We start from the raw sequence: 22,269 nt of genomic DNA, 5'->3' as shown, positions 1-22,269 counted from the left end.
ACCATATTCTATAACAAAGCCAACAAAAATTGGCATAAAATACGAGCAGGAGGTGGGAGTATGGACAAAAATCAGGAAGTAAAACAGGCCGTGCAGCAGCAATTCGGGAAAAACGCACAGGAGTACGTGCAGAGCAAAACCCACGCGCAAGGAGCGGATTTGCCGCTTATGGTCGAGTGGCTTTCGCCGCAAACAAGCTGGAAGGTGCTCGATATCGCCACGGGGGGAGGGCATGTTGCCCGCACGCTGGCACCGCTTGTCGAGCTTGTGGTCGCGACCGATCTGACCCGCCCGATGCTTGCGGCGGCAGCGCAGGCGAACGAGCAAGCGCCGAACATTTTGTACGTCCAGGCCGACGCAGAGGCGCTGCCGTTTCTGTCCGAAACGTTCGATCTGGTCACTTGCCGGATTGCGGCGCACCATTTTCCAGATCCGGCCGCCTTTGTCCGTGAGACGAGTCGCGTGCTGCGCCCGGGCGGACGGTTTTTGTTCATCGACAACGTAGCGCCGGAGGAAGAACAGCTCGCGGACTTCGTGAACCAGGTAGAGAAGCGGCGCGACCCAAGCCACGTGCGCTGCCTGTCGGTGAGCGAGTGGAGAGCGCTGCACGCGGCTTGCGATTTGCAGGAGCGGCAGGCACGGCTGCGGAAAAAACAGTTTGCCTTTTTGCCCTGGGTACAGCGGATGTCCGAATCACCGGAGCAGGAGCAGGCAGTCGAGCGAATGCTCCTGGAGGCGACTGCAGAGCAGCAACACTATCTCGGCGTGAAAATCGAGCAAGGAAGAGTTGTGGCGCATCAGATTGATGAATGGATGGTAATGTGCCAAAAAAAGGGAGGAAATGACGATGAGTAACCAGTTTGAATGGATCGGCTTGGATCACGTCCAGTTGGCAGCCCCGCCAGGAGCGGAAGAGGAGGCACGGCGCTTTTTCACAGGCTTGCTCGGCATGCCGGAAGTGCCCAAGCCGGAAAAGCTCCGGGCGCGCGGCGGCGCATGGTTCCGCTGCGGCGCCCAATTGATTCACCTCGGAATCGAGCAGGGCTTTGTTCCGGCGAAAAAAGCGCACCCTGCCTTTGTCGTGCAAAACATCGAGGCGCTGATCGCGCATTTGGAGCAGGCGGGCGTACCGATTCGGCTCGACGATGAAATCCCCGGGCTTGTCCGCTTCTTTACCGAAGACCCATTCGGAAACCGTCTGGAGTTTATGGAGGCGAAGTAGCATGAAAATGGATTTTCACGCCAAGGAAAACGAAGACAGCTACACAGGTCGAGCGGCAGACGCCACGTGGGCGAGCACCATGCTGTCTGTCGTCGATCCGCGCGACAAGCGCGTGGTCGATATCGGCTGCGGAGGCGGCATCTACAGCAAGGCGTGGGCGAAGCTGGGCGCTGCAAGCGTCACCGGAGTCGATTTTTCCAGCGTGATGCTGGCAGCGGCGCAAAAGCAATGCGCAGACGAGCCGCGCATCTCGTTCGTGCAGGGCGATGCGCTGGAAACCGGGCTGCCTGACGGCTGTGCCGATATCGTCTTTGCCCGGGCGCTGATTCACCATCTCCACGATCTGCGCGGATTTTTTTCCGAAGTAAAACGACTGCTCGCTACCGGCGGCATTTGTCTGATTCAGGATCGAACGATTGACGACTGTGCCGTCCCGGCTTCCCAAACGCATCTGCGCGGCTATTTTTTCGAGCAGTTTCCGCGATTGCTTGACGTCGAGGCCAAGCGTCGCCCGGCTGATCGGACGGTCCGGGCAGCGATGCAGCAGGCTGGACTTGCAAAAATCGAGCGGTTGTCGCTCTGGGAGGTCAGGCGCGTCTATGGCACTCTCGATGAGCTGGCGCGTGATTTGCGCTCGCGCAAAGGGCGTTCTTTGCTCCACGAGCTGACGGACGCCGAGCTGGAGCAGTTGGTGGACGCGATTTGCCTGAAGCTGTCCGGACATGAGACGATCAGCGAGCAGGATCGCTGGACGATATGGATAGGCAAATAAGTTTGTGGCACAATAAAAATAAACGTAATTGTGAATTTGTTTGTCACAAATTTGGATATGCTTGTCTCTTAATACGCGAGGATATATAATAATATTGCCATTGTATTATCGGTTAGCGTCATCATGGTGAAGGAGTTGTCGTACATGAAGATTGTGTTGTTTGATATTTTGATGTTCGTCTTCACGTTTTTTATCGCTTGGGGCTGTTTGAACTCGATTAAGGCGAAAAACAAATTCGCAATCGGATTTGGCTTGCTTTCGCTGGCGGTTTTCCTGTTTGCTGACGGTTTGATTATTTACTACATAACAAAGGGAGCCTAGTCAACAAGGCTTTCCGTCCGGCCAAAAAGAGGTTGTGCGATTCCTGCACAGCCTCTTTTTTGCATGCTCCAAGGAAATTTTTAGCATACTATTCCTGGAGGTGGAAAAGATGGGCAAGCGAAAACGTCTCGATTTTCTTACCTATACGGGAGTGATTGCTGCTGACCGCAAGACGAAGCAGCTTTGCAAACGGCTCCACCCCCACCATATCGCCGTCATCGATCATCCCGATGTGGATGAGATGGCGGCCAGGTCCTTGCTGGAAGCGGGGGCGAGGGTAGTTGTCAACCTGTCCGCTTTCATGACAGGACAGTATCCAGCCGAAGGAGCGCGGCTCTTGCTGCGAGCGGGCGTCGCTTTGTACGAGGCAGAGCGCGAGCCGGCAGAGCCGACCGCGTTGGAAGCGTGGAACGGCCAATTTGCAGCCATCCGGGAAGGCAGTCTGTACTTGAAACGAAAGGCGCAATGGGAGCTTGCCCTGTCGCTTCGCCACGTCACAGTGGAGGCGGTGCTCGGGAAGTGGGCCGAGGCGCAGAGCAGGCTGGATGATACGCTGTCCTTATTTATTGATAACACGCTCATGTACGCCAATAAAGAAAAAGACTTGTTTTTAAAGCCGCTCTGTCCCATGCCGCTGCGGACCAGACTGGAAAAACGGCACGTCGTCGTCGTCGTCCGCGGCAAGCATTACAAGGAAGATTTGCAGACGCTCTCCTCCTACATACGCGAATGCCGGCCCGTGCTCATCGGGGTCGACGGGGGAGCGGACGCTCTTTTGCAAGCGGGGTACAAGCCCGACCTGATCGTCGGCGACATGGACAGCATCTCGGACAAGGCGCTCTTGTGCGGGGCCGAAATCGTCGTCCACGCCTTTGTCGACGGGCTTGCTCCCGGAAAAACCAGAGTCGAGCAGCTCGGGGTGGCGCATCACGTCCTGCCTGCGCCTGGCACGAGCGAAGATGTGGCGATGCTGTTGGCCTATGAGAAAAAAGCAGAGCTGATCGTGACGATTGGTGCCCATACGAACATGATTGATTTTCTGGAAAAAGGCCGCAAAGGGATGGCCAGTACTTTGCTGGTGCGCACGAAGATCGGCCCCAGGCTGATTGACGCCAAAGGAGTCAGCCAGCTCTACCAGCCGACTGGCTCGTGGAAGCTGTGGGGCTGGTGCATGGCGGCGATGCTGTTGCCTGTCACCGCTGCGCTGATGATTCATCCGATCGCCCGTCACGCGGCGCAAATGCTCTGGACGCAATGGCGGACCTGGGCTTTTTAAGGAGGCGCTATGATTTCTTTTCGGTATCATCTGATTACGTTGGCAGCCGTATTCGTTGCGCTCGGCGTCGGCATCCTGCTGGGAGGAACGGCGGGTCATCCGTGGTTTTCTGAGGGCGCCCAGGAAATTTTGGCGAAAATGGAGGCCAAATACGACCGGGCGCTGAAAAGCAACCACGATTTGAAGCAGCAAATCAATCGGCTGCTGCAGGAAGTGGAGCAACGCAACCAGGAAGTCGTCCACATGATGGCGATGCGCTACGGCAATGATCTCGCAGGGAAAAAAGTGTACGTCTGGCAGGATACAGACAAGGAAGCCAAAGAGATTACCCGGCTGATGCATTCGGTAGGCATCAACGTCGTCGCCTATGAACGGGGCGGGACTTGGGAGGACGGCTTGCTGCTTGTGGTCGCGGGCCAGCCGCCGCCATGGCTGGAGCAGCGGGCGGGCACGGGCAAATGGCTGCTGGTGGAGCAGGTGCCGGATTCGTTGGCCAAGCAATGGGCCTTGCTGGAAAAGGTGCAGCAAACCATGACAGAAATGAGGGTCGCGCGTGAAAAAAGTTAGCGTCATCATTCCTGCCTACAACGAAGCCGACGCGATCGGAGCGACGCTGCGAGCGATTCGCGAACGGCTTTTCTGCCATGAGCTGATTGTCGTCGACGACGGCAGCGAGGACGAGACGGCTGCTCTCGCCAAAAAGTGGGCCGATCTCGTCATTACCGTGCCGCAAAACCGGGGCAAAGGCGCTGCCGTCCAACTCGGCTGGCAACGGGCAAACGGCGATGTCGTCATGCTGCTGGATGGCGATTTGCGCGAGAGTGCGGCAGAGGCCGAGCATCTGCTTGCCCCTGTGATGGAGGATGCCTGCGATATGGCGATCGCGATTCTGCCTTCCCCGAGGCAAAAAGCGGGAATGGGTCTGGCAAAAGGGCTGGCTCATCGAGGGATCAAGTGGCTGACGGGCTTTGAGGCCAGCGCGCCCTTGTCCGGTCAGCGGGCCATTCGCCGCGACCTGTTGCAAAAGCTGGGGAAAATCGACAAAGGCTTCGGCATCGAGGTAGGTCTTACGGTAGATGCCTTGCGTGCAGGCTATCGCATCCGGGAAGTGCCCATCGGGTTTTTTCACCGGGAAACGGGCAACGACTGGCGAGGCTACTCTCATCGCGGCAAAGAGTTTGTCGCCATCGGCCGGACGCTGTGCACAAAGTGGTGGGAGGGAAAGCCATGGCTGCACACGCCGTGATACTCGCGCTTTTCTGCGCACTCGTGTTGCCGCTCGTCCTGCAGCGTCCCATGCTCAGTTTCTGCTCGCAGATTCTCGCCAAAAAGCGCATGACCCGGCCCAATTATCGCGGCGAGCCAGTGCTGACGGCAGGCGGGCTGGTGCTTGTGGCGAGCATGGCCGTGACGATTCTCGTCCAGCTTCTGCTTCTCGCGCTTGCAGGCGCTTCGCGCGAGATGCTGGTGCAAGGCTTGCTGCTCGCCTGCGGAATGGCGGCGATGGCGTGCTGGGGCTGGATCGACGACAAGGCTGGTGACCGGATCACGAAAGGATTTCGCGGCCACTTCGGCGCGCTTTTGCGCGAGAGGCGCGTGACGAGCGGGATGGGCAAGCTGATTGGCGGCGGGCTGACGGCTGTCAGCGTATCGCTGTTCGTTTCGGCCGGCTTCTGGCCGTGGCTGGTCGCTTGCGGCTTGCTGGCGATTTCCCCGAACATCCTGAACCTGTTTGATTTAAGACCGGCGCGCGCGATCAAAGTGTTTTGGCTGCTCGTGTCGCTGGCTGCCATCGGGAGCGTTTCGGGGGGGACAACGGGGGAGCCGTCTGCGGTCTGGCTGTTTCTTCTGCCGGTTCTCGTCGCGACGGTTTTGTTTTTTCCGCACGATGCAGGCGGCCGGATCATGCTCGGGGATACCGGAGCGAATGCGCTCGGCTTTGCCATTGGCTATACATACGCGACGGCGACGCCGCTGTTTTGGCAAGCCGCCTTCCTGTGCGGCTTCGTCGCGCTTCAGGTCGCGGCCGAGTTCGTCTCGTTTTCGCAGGTCATTGAACAAAAAGCGTGGCTCAAAAGGCTGGACGAGTGGGGAAGATGAGCGCAATCAAAAACAGGCAGATTTTCACCTGCCTGTTCTACTCGTCGTCTTCTGCCTCGCGAATCATGAAGCGGGGTTGTACCCGATTTTTTTTGCGTTCGTGGTGCAAAATGAACCCGGCAATAAACAAGACGGGAATGGCGAAAGCAAGGACGCCGAGAATGAGCTTTCCCCACAGGAAGCTGACATCGGGTGCCGTCGAATAAAAAAAGGCGTCGCGGATCAGCTTGATCCCGTACATGGCAATCGCAGCCGGAATGACCATGATTAAGAGGGCAATGACTTTCTGTACGATCACTGGTGGTTCACACCTTTCTCTCTCATTCTTTCATCATATCGGATGCCAGTATGCTTGTCCACCGTCCGTCCCTGTGCACACGAGCGAGCGCACGTTAGGGAAGAGAGCCTGTCCATCAACGGTTTGTTGCAGTACAATGGTAACGAGTAAGATGAAAAGCGAGGGGTCTAGCGCATGCACAAGCTGCTTATAGTAGGTGCTGGACGAGGCGGTACGGCTCTGCTGCGGACGCTGAACCAGATGGACAGGCTGAAAATTGTCGCCGTGGTCGATCGGCGGCCAGACGCTCCCGGAATTGAGCTGGCGAGATCGCTGGGCATCAAGGTCGATTCGGATTACCGCCCTTATTTGGACGACGAGCTGGACGTGATTTTGGAAGCGACAGGGGACATGGAAGAATACGAGCAGCTCCGCCAGTTAAAGCGGGAAAAGACGGTGCTCATTCCGGGCACCTTCACGCGAATTGTCATGCGGCTCATCCGCGAGCGCGACAAGCTGATCGCGGCGATGATGCAAAACCAGCGCGAGCGCGAGACGATGCTCGACTCTACGCACGATGCCATTATCGGCGTCAATCGGCAAGGAGTCATCACGTTGTTCAACAAGGCGGCCGAACGCCTGATGGACATCGAGGCAAGCGAAGTGCTGGATACAAAAGTATCCGAGCGCATCCCCAACACCAGACTACATATTGTATTAGAGACAGGCTGCCCTGAGCTGAACCAGGAGCAGATTTTGCCGAACCAGACGCGCATTATCACGAACCGCGTCCCCGTGCGCAACGACAAAGGGGAAGTGGTCGGAGCCGTGGCGATTTTCCGCGACATTACCGAGGTGATGGCGCTCGCTGAAGAAGTGACCAATCTCAAGGAACTGCAGAGCATGCTGCAAGCGATCATTCAATCCTCGGACGAGGCGATCTCGGTCGTGGATCAGAACGGCATCGGCTTGTTAATCAATCCGGCGTACACGAGACTGACGGGGCTGACGCCGGACGATATTATCGGCAAGCCGGCTACGGTCGACATTTCCGAAGGCGACAGCATGCACATGCAAGTGTTGAAAACGAAGCGGCCTGTCCGGGGCGTCCCGATGAAGCTCGGGCCGAAGCGCAAGGACGTGGTCGTGAACGTCGCTCCGGTCGTCGTCGATGGCGAGCTGAAAGGCAGCGTCGGCGTCATTCACGACGTTTCCGAGTTCAAGCGGCTGACAGAAGAGCTGGAAAAAGCCCGGCGCATCATCCGCACGCTGGAGGCGAAGTACAGCTTCGCGGATATTATCGGCTACAGCGAGCAGATGAAAAGCGCCATCGAGCAGGCGAAAAAAGCGGCGTTGACGCCAGCGACCGTGCTGCTGCGCGGAGAGTCCGGGACGGGCAAGGAGCTGTTTGCCCACGCCATTCACAACGCGAGCGAGCGCAAGTACAACCAGTTTATCCGGGTCAACTGCGCGGCGATTTCCGAGAGCCTGTTGGAGAGCGAGCTGTTCGGCTACGAGGAAGGCGCTTTTACGGGAGCGAGGCGAGGCGGAAAGCGCGGCTTGTTCGAGGAAGCGAGCGGAGGCACGATATTTTTGGATGAAATCGGTGAGCTGTCCATGGGGATGCAGGTCATGCTTTTGCGCGTCCTGCAGGAACGGGAGGTCGTCCGGGTCGGGGGCACAAAGCCGATCAATATCGACGTCCGGGTCATTGCCGCAACCCATGTGAACCTGGAAGCGGCGATTGGCGCGGGACGTTTTCGCGAAGACTTGTACTACCGCCTCCACGTCGTCCCCATCCATATCCCACCGCTCCGCCAGCGGCTGGAAGATATCAAGCCGATTGCGATGTACCTCTTGCGCAAGGCGAATCTGGAATACGGCAGAAACGTCGAGGAGCTGCATGAGGAAACGTTGCAGATGCTGTTGTCCTACCATTGGCCGGGCAATGTGCGCGAGCTGGAGAACGTCCTCGGCAGGGCGATGATACATATGCGCATCAACGAACGCACGATCATGCCTGAGCATTTGCCTCCTTTGGAACGAAAAATCAGCAAGGCCCCAAAGGAAGCAGAGACGACGGCAGGCTCCACGGGGAAAACATTGAAGCAGGCGGTGGAGGAAGCGGAACGTCAACATATTATGCGCGAACTGGCTGCGGCCAAAGGCAATCGGACCTTGGCGGCCAAGCGGCTCGGAATTGCGATCCGCAGCCTGTACTACAAGATGGAAAAATTGGGAATCATGGATCAGCAGGAAGATGTAAAATGAATGCGCAAAAATTTGCGTGCAAATAATTGCGCGTTTGTGCAAAAAACTGCACACTTGACGAATGGAGAATTCATCCACATCCCCTCAAATAAAGCGCTTTCAAAAAAACGATTGCGTTGGCATGACTTTTGCATAAACTACTTGGCGGGAAATTCTCCACACGGAGCCCACTGTTAACCCAGAAGAATGATACTAGGGAGGTTTCTTCATTGAACATCTTTGACTACATGCAAAAGTACGATTACGAGCAACTGGTATTTTGCCAGGACGAAAATTCCGGCCTGAAAGCAATCATTTGCATTCATGATACGACACTTGGACCAGCATTGGGCGGCACGCGCATGTGGCCGTACAAAACAGAAGAAGAAGCGATCATCGACGTACTGCGCCTCGGTCGCGGCATGACCTACAAAAACGCGGCAGCAGGGCTTAACATCGGCGGCGGTAAAGCCGTTATCATCGGCGACCCGCGCCAGCACAAGAGCGAAGAGCTGTTCCGCGCGTTTGGCCGCTACATTCAAGGGCTGAATGGCCGCTACATCACGGCAGAGGACGTAGGTACGACTGTCGCGGACATGGATATGATCCACCTGGAGACAGATTATGTGACAGGCGTTTCTCCTGCATTCGGCTCCAGCGGCAACCCGTCCCCGGTAACAGCTTACGGCGTGTACCGCGGAATGAAGGCAGCGGCGAAGCTCGCTTTCGGCTCTGACTCTCTCTCCGGCCGGGTCGTTGCTGTACAAGGCGTCGGGAACGTGGCCTACAACTTGTGCCGCCATCTGCATGAAGAAGGCGCACATTTGATCGTCACCGATATCAATGAAGAAAACGTAAACCGCGCTGTCAACGATTTCGGGGCAAAAGCGGTTGGCGTCAACGATATTTTCGGCGTCGAGTGCGACATCTTCTCGCCTTGCGCACTGGGTGCGATCATCAACGACGACACCATTCCGCTTTTGAAAGCAAAAGTAATCGCAGGTGCGGCGAACAACCAGTTGAAAGAAGAGCGCCACGGCGACCTCATCCACGAAATGGGCCTGATCTACGCGCCAGACTACGTTATCAACGCGGGCGGCGTCATCAACGTGGCTGACGAGTTGCAAGGCTACAACCGCGAGCGCGCCCTGAAAAAAGTAGAAACAATCTACGACACGATCCTGAAAGTGTACGAAATTGCCGAGCGCGACGGCATGCCATCCTACAAGGCGGCTGACCGCATGGCCGAAGAGCGCATTGCCAGCGTAGGCAAATCCCGCAATACGTTCCTGCAAAACGGCAAGACCGTCTACCATCGCTAATCATTGTATAGCGAAAAACACTCCCCTGCTCCCGCTCTTTCCCGTCGACTGGGCGGTCAGGGGGTACATATCCTTTGTTCTTAGAATATTCTCATTCTCAGAAAAACGTAGGCAAGCGACACGAAAAATCAGCAGCCAGCTTTTTCGACTGTCTTCACCCATGTGGGAAGACGCTTCGTATGAAAGGGGAGATCCAGCATGTCTCAAGAATTCGATCTGGTCGTTCTCGGTGGAGGGACCGGCGGTTATGTAGCGGCGATTCGCGCTTCCCAGCTCGGAATGAATGTCGCGATTGTAGAAAAGGAAAAGCTCGGTGGCACATGCCTGCACCGCGGCTGCATCCCGTCCAAGGCGCTGTTGCGCAGCGCAGAAGTGTTTTCGACCTTGAAGGAAGCAGACAAGTACGGTGTTTCGGCAGGCGCTGTCGGCTATGACTTCGGCAAAATTCAGGATCGCAAGCAGGGCATTATCGACCAGCTTCACAAAGGGATTCAGTTTTTGATGAAAAAAGGCAAAATCACCGTCTTTGAAGGCTTCGGGCGCGTGATGGGGCCATCCATCTTTTCCCCGCAGGCAGGCGCTGTCCGCATCGAAAAAGAAAACGGCGACCAGGAAATGATCGTGCCGCGCTTTTTGCTGCTCGCGACCGGATCTCGTCCGCGCACGCTTCCAGGGCTGACGATTGACGGGTCCTACGTCGTGACCAGCGACGAGGCGCTGCAATGGGAAAAACTCCCTGAGTCGGTCGTCATCGTAGGCGGCGGCGTGATCGGCGTCGAGTGGGCGTCCATGCTGAACGATTTTGGCGTCGAGGTTACGATTGTCGAGTACGCGGATCGGATTTTGCCGTTCGAAGACGAAGAAGTGAGCAAGGAACTGGCCCGTTTGCTGAAAAAACGCAAAGTCAACATCGTCACTGGCGCGAAAGTTTTGCCGGAGACACTGGAAAAAGGCGAAGGCAAAGTCGTCATTTCCGCGGAGACGAAAAACGGCGTGGACACGTTTACGGCCGAGAAAATTCTCGTATCCGTAGGGCGTCAAGCCAATGTGGAAAACCTCGGCCTGGAAGCGACGGACATCAAGGTCGAGCGCGGCGTCATCGTCGTCAACGAACATTTCCAGACGGCTGAATCGCATATATATGCCATTGGCGATGTCATTGGCGGCTTGCAGCTCGCTCACGTCGCTTCGCACGAAGGAATTTTGGCGGTCGAGCACATGGCAGGGCTGAATCCGCATCCGCTCGATTACACAAAGGTTCCGAAATGCACGTACAGCCGTCCGGAAGTGGCGAATGTCGGCTTGACGGAAAAAGAGGCGCGCGAACAAGGCTTTGACGTGAAGGTAGGCAAGTTCAGCTTCAAGCCATTGGGTAAAGCGCTGATCCACGGCGAAAATGACGGCTTTGTGAAGCTGGTCGTTGATGCCAAGACAAATGACCTGTTAGGAGTACACATGATCGGCACGCATGTGACCGATATGATTTCCGAGGCGGGCCTTGCCCGGGTGCTGGATGCGACTCCGTGGGAGATTGGACAGACCATCCACCCGCATCCTTCGCTCTCGGAGGCAATCATGGAAGCGGCCCAGGCCGTAGATGGAAAAGCGATTCACAATTAGCAAGGAGGGTATCCACGATGACAACCAAACGGCATGAACAAGTTGGTTTGACTGATGCGCAAGTCTTGGATATGTACTATTACATGCTGCTCGCGCGAAAAATTGACGAGCGCCAGTGGCTGTTGAATCGAGCGGGCAAAGTGCCGTTCGTCATTTCTTGCCAGGGGCAGGAGGCGGCTCAGGTAGGGGCGGCTTTCGCGCTGGAGACAGACAAAGATTTCTTGTGCCCGTACTACCGCGACCTCGGTCTGGTGCTCGTATTCGGCCAGACGGCGCGTGACTGCATGCTCTCCGCTTTTGCCAAGGCAGAAGACCCGAACAGCGGCGGACGCCAGATGCCAGGGCACTTCGGCGGTAAAAAATACAACATCCTGACAGGCTCCAGCCCGGTAACGACACAAGTTCCGCACGCAGTCGGCATGGCGCTGGCAGGCAGAATGCAAAACAAAGACTTTGTCGTGTACACCTCCTTCGGCGAAGGCTCCAGCAACCAGGGGGATTTCCACGAGGGAGCCAACTTCGCGGGCGTGCACAAGCTCCCGGTCATCTTTTTCTGTGAAAATAACAAATACGCGATCTCCGTTCCGCTGAAAAAGCAGCTCGCTTGCGAAAGCGTAGCAGACCGGGCGATTGGCTACGGCTTCCCGGGCGTCAGCGTAGACGGCAACGATCCGATTGAAGTGTACCGCGTCATGAAGGAAGCGGTGGACCGCGCTCGCCGCGGCGAAGGGCCGACATTGATCGAAGCGGTGATGTATCGTCTGGTACCGCACTCCAGCGACGACGACGACCGCGTGTATCGCACGCGGGAAGAGGTAGAAGAAGCGAAGAAAAAAGATCCGCTGATCGTTTTTGCCGCTTATTTGCGAGAAATCGGCTTGCTTGATGAAAATACAGAAGCGGATATGCTGGCGCGTGTGCAGCTCGAAGTAGACGAGGCGACCGAGTACGCGGAAAACGCTCCGTATCCGACACCTGAATCGACATTGACACACGTCTACGGGAACTAAGGGGGGAACTTTCATGGCAGTCATTTCGTTTATTGATGCGATTACGATGGCGATGCGCGAAGAGATGCGTCGCGATCCGAATGTATTTGTCCTCGGTGAAGACGTCGGGGTGCGCGGCGGCGTGTTCCGTGCGACCAACGGATTGATTGAAGAGTTCGGCGAGGCGCGCGTGATTGATACGCCGCTCGCAGAATCCGCGATTGTCGGAGTAGGGATCGGGGCGGCGGCTTACGGCATGCGCCCGATTGCTGAAATCCAGTTTGCCGACTTCATCATGCCGGCCGTGAACCAGATTGTCAGCGAAGCGGCGAAAATGCGCTATCGCTCCAACAACGACTGGAATTGCCCGATCACGATCCGCGCTCCGTTCGGCGGCGGCGTACACGGCGCGCTCTACCACTCGCAGTCGGTTGAGGCGATGTTTACGAATGTTCCCGGCTTGAAGGTCGTGGCGCCTTCCACTCCGTACGATGCAAAAGGTCTGCTCAAGGCGGCCATTCGCGACGAGGACCCGGTGCTGTTCTTCGAGCACAAGCGCTGCTACCGTCTCATCAAAGGTGAAGTGCCGGAGCATGACTACGTGCTGCCGATCGGAAAAGCAGATGTCAAACGGGAAGGTACGGACATCACCGTCATTTCCTACGGCCTTGCCCTGCACTTCTGCCTGCAAGCAGCCGAGAAGCTCGCACAGGAAGGCATCAGCGCGCACGTTCTCGATTTGCGCACGCTGTACCCGCTGGACAAGGAAGCGATTGTCGAAGCGGCGTCCAAGACCGGAAAAGTGCTGATCGTGCATGAGGACAACAAGGAGGGTGGCGTCGGCGGAGAGGTAGCGGCAATCGTGGCTGAGCATTGCCTGTTCGATCTGGATGCGCCGATCAAGCGTCTGTGCGGACCGGATGTACCTGCGATGCCGTACAGCCCGCCGATGGAGAAATTTTTCATGCTCAACCCGGAAAAAGTATTGGAAGCAATGCGCGAGTTGGCCAACTTTTAAAGGCGAGGAGGACCAAAGATCATGGCAACGAAAGTACTTATGCCCCAGCTCGGCGAGAGTGTGACCGAGGGGACCATCAGCAAATGGTTGGTCAATGTTGGCGACACCGTCAAAAAATACGATCCGTTGGCGGAAGTGACGACAGACAAGGTGAATGCGGAGGTTCCTTCCACCGTATCCGGACGAGTCGCGGAGATCGTCGTTCCCGAAGGAGAAACGGTAGCGGTCGGGACATTGATCCTATATATAGAAGAAAGTGGTGCAGCAGGCGAGTCTGCCAGCCCGGCAGCAGCAGAGGCGCCAGCACCAGCTTCTGCGGCGATTCAGGCGAGCACCGCACCGAGTGCTCCGGCAGCAGCACCCGCTGTACCATCCGCTCCGGCAGCCCGGCAAGCGGCTGGAAACGACGGGACGAAGCAGCGCTATTCGCCTGCCGTCGTGATGCTCTCGCAGCAGCATGGTATTGATCTGTCCCGCGTCGTGGGAACAGGCGCAGGCGGACGGATTACGCGCAAAGACGTGCAAGCGATCATTGACGCGGGCGGCCAAAAGCCGGCTGAGCCAGTGGCAGAGGCAGTTGCACAACCACCTGTGGCAGCGACTCCTGCTCCAGCGGCTGCAACTCCGGCTCCGACAGCAGCTCCGGCTCCGACAGCGCCTGCTGCGACGCCAGCACCTTCCGTCGACATTCCGGTTGCGACTGGCGATCAGCTCGTTCCGGTAACGCCAATTCGCCGGACGATCGCCAACCGGATGGTGCAAAGCAAGCACGAGGCGCCACATGCCTGGACGATGATCGAGGTGGACGTGACCAATCTGGTCAACTTCCGCAACCAGGCAAAAGCCGAGTTTGCGAAAAAAGAAGGGCTCAACCTCACCTTCCTGCCGTTCTTTATCAAGGCGGTTGTCGAAGCGCTGAAAGAATACCCGATGATTAACTCGACATGGGCGAACGACAAAATCATCGTGAAAAAAGACATCAATATTTCCATTGCGGTCGCGACAGAGGACGCGCTTTACGTTCCGGTCATCAAGGACGCCGACCAGAAGTCGATTCTCGGCATCGCCAAGGCTGTCGACGATCTGGCTGCACGCACACGCGCCGGCAAGCTGACGATGGACGACATGACGGGCGGTACGTTTACCGTCAACAACACTGGCTCGTTTGGCTCCGTTTTGTCGCAGCCGATCATCAATTCGCCGCAAGCGGCAATTCTCAGCGTGGAATCAATCGTGAAGCGTCCGGTCGTCATCAACGACATGATCGCCGTGCGTTCCATGGTGAACCTGTGCATGTCTTTGGATCACCGCGTGCTCGATGGACTCATTTGCGGACGCTTCCTGCAAAGCGTCAAGCAAAAGCTGGAGAGCATCGGCCCGGATACGAAGCTGTACTGATCGCTCGCCAAAAAGCGAGCAACGCCAACCAGGTCGGGTCCGGCCTGGTTTTTTTATGGCTGCCGAAGAGAGGGGCATTCGCCAGCAAAAAAATTTTCCGATGAACGATTTTTACATGTAACTTTTTCCCGGGTGAATGCGTCTTAGCAATAGTAGCCAAGGAGTCTCTTATCTTCCTTAGAAGAGATTCCCTCCAGATATCATTTATGGTAGACTGGTAGCGACCTGCTAGAGAATGATTTCCAGATTATAGGTAAATGTGGGAGGAAAAACATGAAGAAGAGTAAAAAAGCACTGCCAATAGTGCTGGCATCAGCGCTGGCCGCTACACCTTTTGTCGCTGTACCGCAAGAAGCCCATGCTTTGAAAAAAGTGAGCGTCAAAGCGGACAACGATGGGGCTGACAAGGATAGCTCTTACGACATCAGCTTTACGTTGGAAGAGGATCTGACCAAGGGAGATACCATTACGATTGAGTTTGATTCCGAATATACCGTGAGCAAAAGCATCAGTTCAAGCGATATAGATGCAAGCTTCAAAGTCAAAAGCGCAAAAGCAAGCGGCAAAAAAGTCATCATTACATTGAACGAAGATCTTGAAGAGGGCGACAAGGTTACTATTACGATCGAAGACGGCATTACAAACCCGGAAGACAAGGGAACTTATGACGTATATGTATCAACCAGCAGCGAAGATGAAGAATACGGCGAAGTCACGATCAAAAGCAGCTCCAGCAGTTCCAGCTCCAGCAAGGACTACTCCGTATCGCTCAGCAGCAAGGCAGCGGGCGAAGCGACAAGCGTCAAGCTGGGCAAAATCTCGCTGAAAGGCAGCGACGAGCTGGAAACCAACGAGTACATCACCGTCATTTTCCCGGATGAAGACATGCTGCCGTCCAAAATCGACGCGGGCGATGTCAAGTTGAACGGCTACTCGGTGAAAACCGTCAGCGTAAAAGATGACGAGGTGGAAATCAAGGTTCCAAGCTCCGTTGCCGGCGATGATTACATCACCCTCGAATTCAGCAAGTCTGCTGGCATCGAAAACCCTAGCGCTGGCAGCAAATACACGTACAAAGTCAAATACGATGGTGTTACATACGAATCTGAACAGTTCGAAATCACCAAATCCGGTTCCAGCACCAGCACAGCGACCAACAGCTTTACGGTCAACCTGTCCGACCCGTCTGCGGGAGCGCGTTCCAGCTACACCTTTGACGCCGACTTCGGCAGCAAACAGTTGAAAGCGGACGAAGAGCTCGTTCTGGAATTCCCGTCTGCCGATATGGTTCCAGGCATTCTGTCTGCCTCTGATTTTACCTTGAACGGCAAAACGGCCAAGCGAGTCAGCGCTTCCGGCAACAAGGTGTACATTACGGCTCCGTCCAACTTCTCTGCCACCAGCGAAGTAAAAGTAGTCGTTTCCTTCTCTGCCTGGATCACCAACCCGAAAACAGCGGGCAGCTACACCTTGAAGGCGACAGCCGCTGGCCGGACTTTGGAGTCCAAGTCGTTCACGATTGGCGGTTCTGTTGTCAATCCGACACCGAACCCGGCGCCAACACCTACTCCGACACCAACACCGAACAACACGGTGAATAACAGCACAGCGACCATCGCGCTGACCTCGACAGCGCTTGGCAAGCCGACAGGTGTCAATGTGGCGATCAAAGGTCTCGGCGTAGGACTTGTGAAGCAGCGCGACTTCGTGGAGCTTGTGTTCCCGGCAGGTTACAAGGTTCCGGCGTACATCGCTCCGGCAAACGTAACCGTGAACGGCGTAGCCGCCAACTACGTAGCGGTGCGCGGCCAAAACGTGCTGATTTACCCTTCGCAAGACATTCCGGCAGCGACAGCGGCAAACATCAGCATCAATGCTGCTGCCAACATCGTAAACCCTGCTGTGAAAAACACATACAGCATCAGCGTCTTTACGTCTGAAGAAAAAGGATTGCTGTTTGCGCGCGCAGTAGGCGTCGGAATGCCAGCTCCGGCTCAACCAGCGCCGCAGCCGACACCACAGCCGCAACAGCCAGCCGTGACCGTGCCGACGAATGCAGCGCTGTTCAAGGTGAATACAGCGAACTTCACCTTGCACGGTAAAACCTATCCATTGCAAGTAGCGCCTTATATCGCAAACGGCAATACGACAATGGTACCAGCGCAATTCTTCAAGGAAGCGCTCGCGCTGACCACCCAATGGAACAATTCCACTGTGGCGATCATCAGCGGAACAAAAGTGATGAAGTTCACCGTTGGCTCCAACAAAGCAAGAGTGGGCAACCAGGAAATCACCCTGCCTACGCCTGTCGTGCTGAAAAATGGAATGCCAATGATCCCGGTTCGCACCGTAACCGACAACCTCGGCTACAAAGTAGGCTGGGATGCGAAGACATCCAGCGTCTTCGTTTACAAGTAAAAACAGGCAAGCATTACTGTAGAACGGAAAAACCCCCTGCGCAGCATGTTGGCTGCGGCAGGGGGTTTTTGGCGTACCCGCAGGCGTTTACAGGTAGTAAAAAAACGTAGGCACAACGAGGGAGAGAATCAGCAAGCCAATTAGGATTTTCGCAAACAGCGACTGAAATTTCACGGTGGAAAAACCTCCTTTCAGATCGGAAAATGACCAAATGAGAGGAAAATATCAGGTAATTTCGACTCTAGCTATGCTAGAATGAAAAGAGAACAACCTTGATTGTTTTTTTAGCTTTAACACGAATGCGTGACCTCAACAGGATTGTACCGAAATGTAGCCGAAGAGACAACCATTTGCGAAAAGGATGATGGCTGTGAGCGCACCAAACAAGATTGCCCATATCGGAATTGCGGTAAAAAGTCTGGAGCAGTCGCTCCCTTTTTACACCGAGCAGTTGGGCTTGACATTGGTTGGGACGGAAAAAGTCGAGAGTGAGCAAGTAAACGTAGCGTTTTTGGCGATCGGAGAAAGCCGGATCGAACTGTTGGAACCGCTTTCGGCGGACAGCCCGATTGCCAAGTTCATCGAAAAGCGGGGCGAAGGGGTGCACCATATCGCATTCGACGTAGATGACGTGGCAAGCCGATTGCAGCAGTTGAAGGAGCAGGGAGTGGCGCTCATTCACGAAGTGCCGAAAGCCGGTGCGCACGACGCTCTGATCGGATTTTTGCATCCGAAGGCAACGGGCGGCGTCCTGTACGAGCTGTGCCAGTATCCAAAAGCGTAAAAGAATCGCGAGCGATTTCGTAGTAGAAAAAATTTTTTTGCGGTATACTGGAACTTGTGAATATGTACCAAAATCGGGCAAGTAATCGGGAGGTAACGAGTGTGAGTGCGATCAACGAAGAACGTTTGCTAAACGAGTTTCTGGAGCTCGTGCAGATTGACAGCGAAACGAAAAACGAGGCAGCCATCCACAAGGTGCTGAAACAAAAGCTGATCGAGATGGGCTTTACGGTCGAAGAGGATGACGCAGCAGCGAAGACAGGCCATGGCGCCAACAACTTGATTGCGACCTTGGAAGGCACAGGAAACGGTCCGGCGATTTTGTTCAGCAGCCACATGGATACCGTTGTGCCAGGTAACGGCATCAAGCCGCAAATCCGCGATGGCTACATCTACTCTGACGGTACGACCATTCTCGGAGCGGATGACAAGGCGGGGATTGCTGCTATTTTTGAAGGCATTCGCACGCTGAAGGAACAAAACTTGCCCCATCCAACGATCCAGGTTGTCTTGACCGTAGGGGAAGAATCCGGTCTGGTCGGTTCCCGCGCGTTGGACGCAAGCTTGCTCAAGGCGGAGATGGGCTTCATTCTCGACTCTGAAGGCCCTGTCGGCAAAATTACGGTGGCAGGTGCGGGTCAGTACCGTATCGTCACCAAAATCCATGGGAAAGCCGCTCACGCTGGCGTCAACCCAGAGGATGGAATCAGCGCGATCACCGTTGCTAGCAAGGCGATTTCCCGCATGCCGCTGGGACGCATCGACGCGGATACCACCGCGAATATCGGGCGTTTCGAAGGCGGCAAGGCGTACAACATCGTCAGCGATTACGTGGAAATCTGGTCCGAAGCGCGCAGTCTCGTGATGGACAAGTTGGAAGCGCAAGTGAAGAAAATGACGACAGCGTTCGAGGAAGCGGCAGCCGAGATGGGCGCTACTTGCGAGAACAACGTCATCTTCATGTACCACGGCTACAAATTCAATGAAGAAACGCCAGTCGTGCAAAAAGCGATCGGCGCAGTCAAGCGCATTGACCGCAATCCGGAGCTTGTCGCAAGCGGCGGCGGCAGCGACGGCAACGTGTTCAACGGCTACAACATCCCGAGCGTGAACTTTGCCATCGGCTACGAGGAAATTCATACGAAAAACGAGCGCATGCCAATCGCTGAACTGAACAAAGCAGCCGAGCTGGTGCTCGCTATCATCGCAGAAGTACAAGAACAGTAGGAACAGGCTGGCGGAATCCCGATGGGGGTTCCGCTTTTTGCTTTTTTGCGAATGGATGATTGGGACAAACGTTGTCTGTCATAGACTGTAGGAAGGAGCGGGACGAGGGGGAGGAGCATGCTGTATCTGGTGACGGGCACGGTCATTCGTATAGGAGAAAAGCACGCGGGAATGCAAGTGCTGGAGGTCGAGTTGGCTGCTTGCGCCGGGGAGGAAGCTGGCCCGCAGAAGGCACTTTCGTTTGCCCAGGAGGACTACCGCATCGGCGATACGCTCCTGCTCAATACGACGGCGCTGCGCCTGCAACTCGGGACGGGCGGGTTTCATCTGGTCGTCGGCAAGACTGGGGAAGAGGCAAGCCGCGACGTCATGCCGAGCAAATGGGGACATATTATGAAAATGCGCTATTCGCCCTGGCAGTTGGCAGTGGATGCGGTCGAAGAACAGGCCAGCCCTTTTCACGACTTGTTTCGGCAGCCGGACCTGTCGCTGGACGGTACGCCTGTGCTCATCGGCGAGCTGCACAGCCTGCTGCCGCCGGCAATACTTGCGCTCAAAGAAAACGATCCGCAACTGCGGTTAGTCTATGTCATGCCCGATGCGGCTTCGCTGCCGATTGCGCTTAGCCGTCACGTCCAACAGTTGTCCCGGTCGGGCAACTTGACGGCGACGATTACGACGGGACATGCGTGGGGCGGCGATCGCGAGGCGGTGACGATTCATAGCGGTTTGCTGGCCGCGCGCCATGTGGAGCGGGCCGATGTCATCGTCTGCATGCTTGGCCCGGGCGTTGCGGGAACGGGCACTTCCTACGGTTTTTCCGGCGTCCAGTTGGCAGAAGTGATTCATGCCGTGTCGGCACTGGGAGGCACGCCTTTTTTTATTCCGCGCATCAGCTTTGCCGACCAGCGCAGCCGCCATTACGGCATCAGCCATCATACGACTGCGATCCTCGGCAGATTTGCCCTCTGCCCCGTGCTGGTGACGTTGCCGCGGCTTGGCGACGAGCGCGATGCGATTATCGAAGAGCAGCTCGCAGCGATTACAGACAGCCGGGCCGGACACAGGCTGGCATATGGACCAGCGCCGTCTGTCGCGCGCCTCGATGCGCTGGAAAAAGGCTACGGCTTGTCCTTTTCCACAATGGGCAGAAGCTGGCAAGAGGACCCGGTTCCGTTTCAGACGGCTGTTTTGGCCGCCGATCTTTTGGGGAAAAGCCTGTCGTATCCGGCGGAGGCGCTCAGCGGCGAGCAGCGTTTGTCCGCTTCGTCAAATACTCTTGAAGCGTTAGCTCTTTATTTGACCAGGAGCGGAGAGCGGCCTTGATTTCCCATGCTTTTCCAACCATCCGCAATTGCTTTTCGCTGACATAGGTTTTCATTCACAATCTCCTCCGATACAATGAGTGTGGACAAGCTTTATGCTCCCAACTTATGGAGCGAGGAATCGAATTAGAACGACCAAGCTGAAAAAAAGGATGATGAATGTGAGCAAGCAAGACCACTTGTACGAAAAAACGATTGCCAGCCAGCCGATTTACGAGGGACGGATTATCAGTCTGAAGGTCGACGAGGTGCTTTTGCCAAACGGACATACAGCGAAGCGGGAGATCGTCAATCACCCGGGAGCGGTTGCCGTCATGGCGCTGACGGATGACAACAAGCTGGTGGCGGTGCGGCAATTTCGCAAGCCGCTGGAGCAGACGATTGTCGAGATTCCCGCAGGCAAGCTGGAGCCGGGAGAAGAGCCACTGACTTGCGCCAAGCGCGAATTGGAAGAAGAGACAGGCTATGTGGCGAGCCACTACGAGCCGCTCAGCTCGTTTTACACCTCGCCAGGCTTTGCCGACGAGATTTTGCATGTGTTTGTCGCGACAGGGCTGAAAAAAGGCGAGAGCAAGCCGGACGAGGATGAGTTCGTGGACGCGCTTGAGCTGACACTGGAGGAAGCGCACGCCTTGCACCGCAGCGGGGAGATTCGCGATGCGAAAACGGTAGTGGCGCTGTTTGCCTGGGAGAACATGCTGCTCCGAAAGCAGTTGAACGGGTAATGCAGACTTATTTTTGCGACATGCACATCCACATAGGCGGAACGTGGACCGGAAAGCCCGTGAAAATTACCGCGTCGCGCCAGATGACCTTGACGAAAATTTTGGAGGAAGCTTCGGAAAAAAAGGGAATGGATGTCATCGGGATTATCGACGCGCATTCGCCGGAGGTGCAGGACGAGCTAATGTCTCTGTTGGAGGCGGGAGCGGCGACGGAGCATGCGGACGGAGGGATTTTATACAAAGGGACGATGCTGATTCTCGGCTGCGAGCTGGAAATCAAGGAGCCGGGGCGGGGAGCGGCTCACTTCCTCGTCTACTTGCCGAGGCTGGCTAACATGCAGCAATGGACCCGCTGGCTTGCCGAGCGCTGCAAAAATGTCCAGCTCAGCTCCCAGCGCGTGGCTGCCCGGATTGGCGAGCTGCAGGATGCCGTGGAACAGTTGGGCGGGATGCTCATTCCGGCGCACATTTTCACCCCGCACAAAGGGCTGTACGGAAGCTGTACAGATCGGCTGGCGGATGTGCTCGACCCGTCCCGCATCTACGCTGTAGAGCTTGGGCTGAGCGCGAATACGGACATGGCGGATCGGCTGTCCGAGCTGCACGCCAAAACGTTTCTCACCAATTCCGATGCGCACTCCCTCGGCAAAATCGGCCGAGAGTATCAAAGCATCGCGATGGAAGCGCGTTCGTTCGCCGAGTGGGCAAAAGCGATTCGCCGCGAGGGCGGCAGAGGGGTGACGGTGAATTACGGCCTGCATCCGCAACTGGGCAAATACCACCAAACCGCTTGCCAGGGCTGCCAGTCGCTTTTGCCAGCAGACGCAAAAGGGAGATGTCCCGAGTGCGGACACAAGCGGATCGTGCGCGGCGTGGCTGCGCGCATCGACGATCTGGCAGACCGGGAAGCCGGAGCGCACCCTGCGTTTCGCCCGCCTTATATCGAGCAGTTTCCGCTCGAGTTTATCCCGGGAGTCGGGCCGAAGCTGCTCGCCAAGCTGTATCACGCGTTTGGCACGCAGATGAATGTCGTGCACCGAGCGACAGAGGAAGAACTGGCACATGTCGTCGGCGAAAAAATTGCCAAGCTGATCGTGGCAGGCAGAGCAGGTTGTTTGAACGTGCAAAAAGGCGGCGCGGGAACTTACGGAAAGGTGATCTTGTCCTAACTGTCATAGCCCCCGTCTCCGGCGCATAAGCTGTACAGTAATCAGCGAAGCGGGAGG

General features: G+C 56.1%; 21 protein-coding genes. 20 read left to right on the top strand and 1 reads right to left on the bottom strand.

The features are described from left to right. The first annotated feature begins 60 nt into the window (after positions 1 to 60). The 8 genes from M655_RS16135 to M655_RS16100 all read left to right on the top strand — a co-directional run bounded on the left by M655_RS16135 (position 61) and on the right by M655_RS16100 (position 5,691). A complete protein-coding gene (locus M655_RS16135) occupies positions 61 to 855 on the top strand; it encodes a class I SAM-dependent methyltransferase (protein WP_005827317.1) in 795 nt (264 codons plus the stop codon). Beyond that, complete coding sequence (locus M655_RS16130) at positions 848 to 1,222, top strand: VOC family protein (RefSeq protein WP_005827320.1); 375 nt, start codon at positions 848 to 850, stop codon at positions 1,220 to 1,222. The genes M655_RS16135 and M655_RS16130 overlap by 8 nt, the downstream gene beginning before the upstream one ends. 1 nt (position 1,223) lies before the next feature. Then, positions 1,224 to 1,994: a class I SAM-dependent methyltransferase gene (locus M655_RS16125; RefSeq protein WP_026557068.1), complete on the top strand. Its 771-nt coding sequence runs from the start codon at positions 1,224 to 1,226 to the stop codon at positions 1,992 to 1,994. A gap of 144 nt (positions 1,995 to 2,138) precedes the next feature. Then, on the top strand, positions 2,139 to 2,315 hold the full coding sequence (locus M655_RS16120) for a DUF2759 family protein (protein ID WP_005827324.1): 177 nt from the start codon (positions 2,139 to 2,141) through the stop codon (positions 2,313 to 2,315). Between the two features lie 109 nt (positions 2,316 to 2,424). Beyond that, positions 2,425 to 3,591: a putative cytokinetic ring protein SteA gene (steA, locus tag M655_RS16115; RefSeq protein WP_026557069.1), complete on the top strand. Its 1,167-nt coding sequence runs from the start codon at positions 2,425 to 2,427 to the stop codon at positions 3,589 to 3,591. A gap of 9 nt (positions 3,592 to 3,600) precedes the next feature. Then, positions 3,601 to 4,158, top strand: coding sequence for a copper transporter (locus tag M655_RS16110; RefSeq protein ID WP_026557070.1), 558 nt, complete (start codon positions 3,601 to 3,603; stop codon positions 4,156 to 4,158). Next, complete coding sequence (locus tag M655_RS16105) at positions 4,145 to 4,837, top strand: glycosyltransferase family 2 protein (protein ID WP_026557071.1); 693 nt, start codon at positions 4,145 to 4,147, stop codon at positions 4,835 to 4,837. The genes M655_RS16110 and M655_RS16105 overlap by 14 nt, the downstream gene beginning before the upstream one ends. After that, positions 4,819 to 5,691 carry a hypothetical protein gene (locus M655_RS16100; protein WP_026557072.1) on the top strand — a complete coding sequence of 291 codons (873 nt, stop codon included), beginning with the start codon at positions 4,819 to 4,821 and terminating at the stop codon, positions 5,689 to 5,691. Before M655_RS16105 ends, M655_RS16100 begins: the two co-directional genes overlap by 19 nt. A gap of 37 nt (positions 5,692 to 5,728) precedes the next feature. Here M655_RS16100 and M655_RS16095 read toward each other — a convergent pair whose 3' ends face one another. Continuing rightward, on the bottom strand, positions 5,729 to 5,989 hold the full coding sequence (locus M655_RS16095) for a DUF2627 domain-containing protein (protein ID WP_005827332.1): 261 nt from the start codon (positions 5,987 to 5,989) through the stop codon (positions 5,729 to 5,731). A gap of 174 nt (positions 5,990 to 6,163) precedes the next feature. Here M655_RS16095 and M655_RS16090 point away from each other — a divergent pair, with 174 nt between their 5' ends. From M655_RS16090 to M655_RS16035, 12 genes are all read left to right on the top strand, one after another. Further along, positions 6,164 to 8,239, top strand: coding sequence for a sigma 54-interacting transcriptional regulator (locus tag M655_RS16090; RefSeq protein WP_005827333.1), 2,076 nt, complete (start codon positions 6,164 to 6,166; stop codon positions 8,237 to 8,239). 209 nt (positions 8,240 to 8,448) lie between these two features. Continuing rightward, a complete protein-coding gene (locus M655_RS16085) occupies positions 8,449 to 9,540 on the top strand; it encodes a Glu/Leu/Phe/Val dehydrogenase dimerization domain-containing protein (RefSeq protein ID WP_005827335.1) in 1,092 nt (363 codons plus the stop codon). A gap of 198 nt (positions 9,541 to 9,738) precedes the next feature. Next, positions 9,739 to 11,160: a dihydrolipoyl dehydrogenase gene (lpdA, locus tag M655_RS16080; protein WP_026557073.1), complete on the top strand. Its 1,422-nt coding sequence runs from the start codon at positions 9,739 to 9,741 to the stop codon at positions 11,158 to 11,160. A 17-nt stretch (positions 11,161 to 11,177) separates the two neighbouring features. Beyond that, a complete protein-coding gene (locus M655_RS16075) occupies positions 11,178 to 12,170 on the top strand; it encodes a thiamine pyrophosphate-dependent dehydrogenase E1 component subunit alpha (RefSeq protein ID WP_005827338.1) in 993 nt (330 codons plus the stop codon). A 13-nt stretch (positions 12,171 to 12,183) separates the two neighbouring features. Then, a complete protein-coding gene (locus M655_RS16070; protein WP_005827340.1) occupies positions 12,184 to 13,167 on the top strand; it encodes an alpha-ketoacid dehydrogenase subunit beta in 984 nt (327 codons plus the stop codon). 21 nt (positions 13,168 to 13,188) lie between these two features. Beyond that, on the top strand, positions 13,189 to 14,565 hold the full coding sequence (locus M655_RS16065) for a dihydrolipoamide acetyltransferase family protein (protein WP_026557074.1): 1,377 nt from the start codon (positions 13,189 to 13,191) through the stop codon (positions 14,563 to 14,565). Between the two features lie 273 nt (positions 14,566 to 14,838). Further along, entirely contained in the window at positions 14,839 to 16,983 is a 2,145-nt protein-coding gene (locus tag M655_RS16060; RefSeq protein WP_026557075.1) for a copper amine oxidase N-terminal domain-containing protein, read from the top strand. A 370-nt stretch (positions 16,984 to 17,353) separates the two neighbouring features. Then, positions 17,354 to 17,767, top strand: coding sequence for a methylmalonyl-CoA epimerase (mce, locus tag M655_RS16055; protein ID WP_005827345.1), 414 nt, complete (start codon positions 17,354 to 17,356; stop codon positions 17,765 to 17,767). Between the two features lie 101 nt (positions 17,768 to 17,868). Continuing rightward, a complete protein-coding gene (locus M655_RS16050; protein ID WP_005827347.1) occupies positions 17,869 to 18,993 on the top strand; it encodes a M20/M25/M40 family metallo-hydrolase in 1,125 nt (374 codons plus the stop codon). 117 nt (positions 18,994 to 19,110) lie between these two features. Further along, on the top strand, positions 19,111 to 20,319 hold the full coding sequence (locus M655_RS16045; protein WP_026557076.1) for a DUF3866 family protein: 1,209 nt from the start codon (positions 19,111 to 19,113) through the stop codon (positions 20,317 to 20,319). 160 nt (positions 20,320 to 20,479) lie between these two features. After that, entirely contained in the window at positions 20,480 to 21,043 is a 564-nt protein-coding gene (locus M655_RS16040) for an NUDIX domain-containing protein (RefSeq protein ID WP_005827350.1), read from the top strand. Continuing rightward, positions 21,043 to 22,212, top strand: a complete 1,170-nt coding sequence (locus M655_RS16035; RefSeq protein WP_026557077.1) for an endonuclease Q family protein — start codon at positions 21,043 to 21,045, stop codon at positions 22,210 to 22,212. The genes M655_RS16040 and M655_RS16035 overlap by 1 nt, the downstream gene beginning before the upstream one ends. Positions 22,213 to 22,269: the final 57 nt, after the last annotated feature.

Source organism: Brevibacillus sp. NSP2.1 (assembly GCF_000470975.2).
GTDB classification, from domain to species: domain Bacteria; phylum Bacillota; class Bacilli; order Brevibacillales; family Brevibacillaceae; genus Brevibacillus; species Brevibacillus agri.
This window is presented reverse-complemented; position numbering and strand designations above follow the sequence as displayed.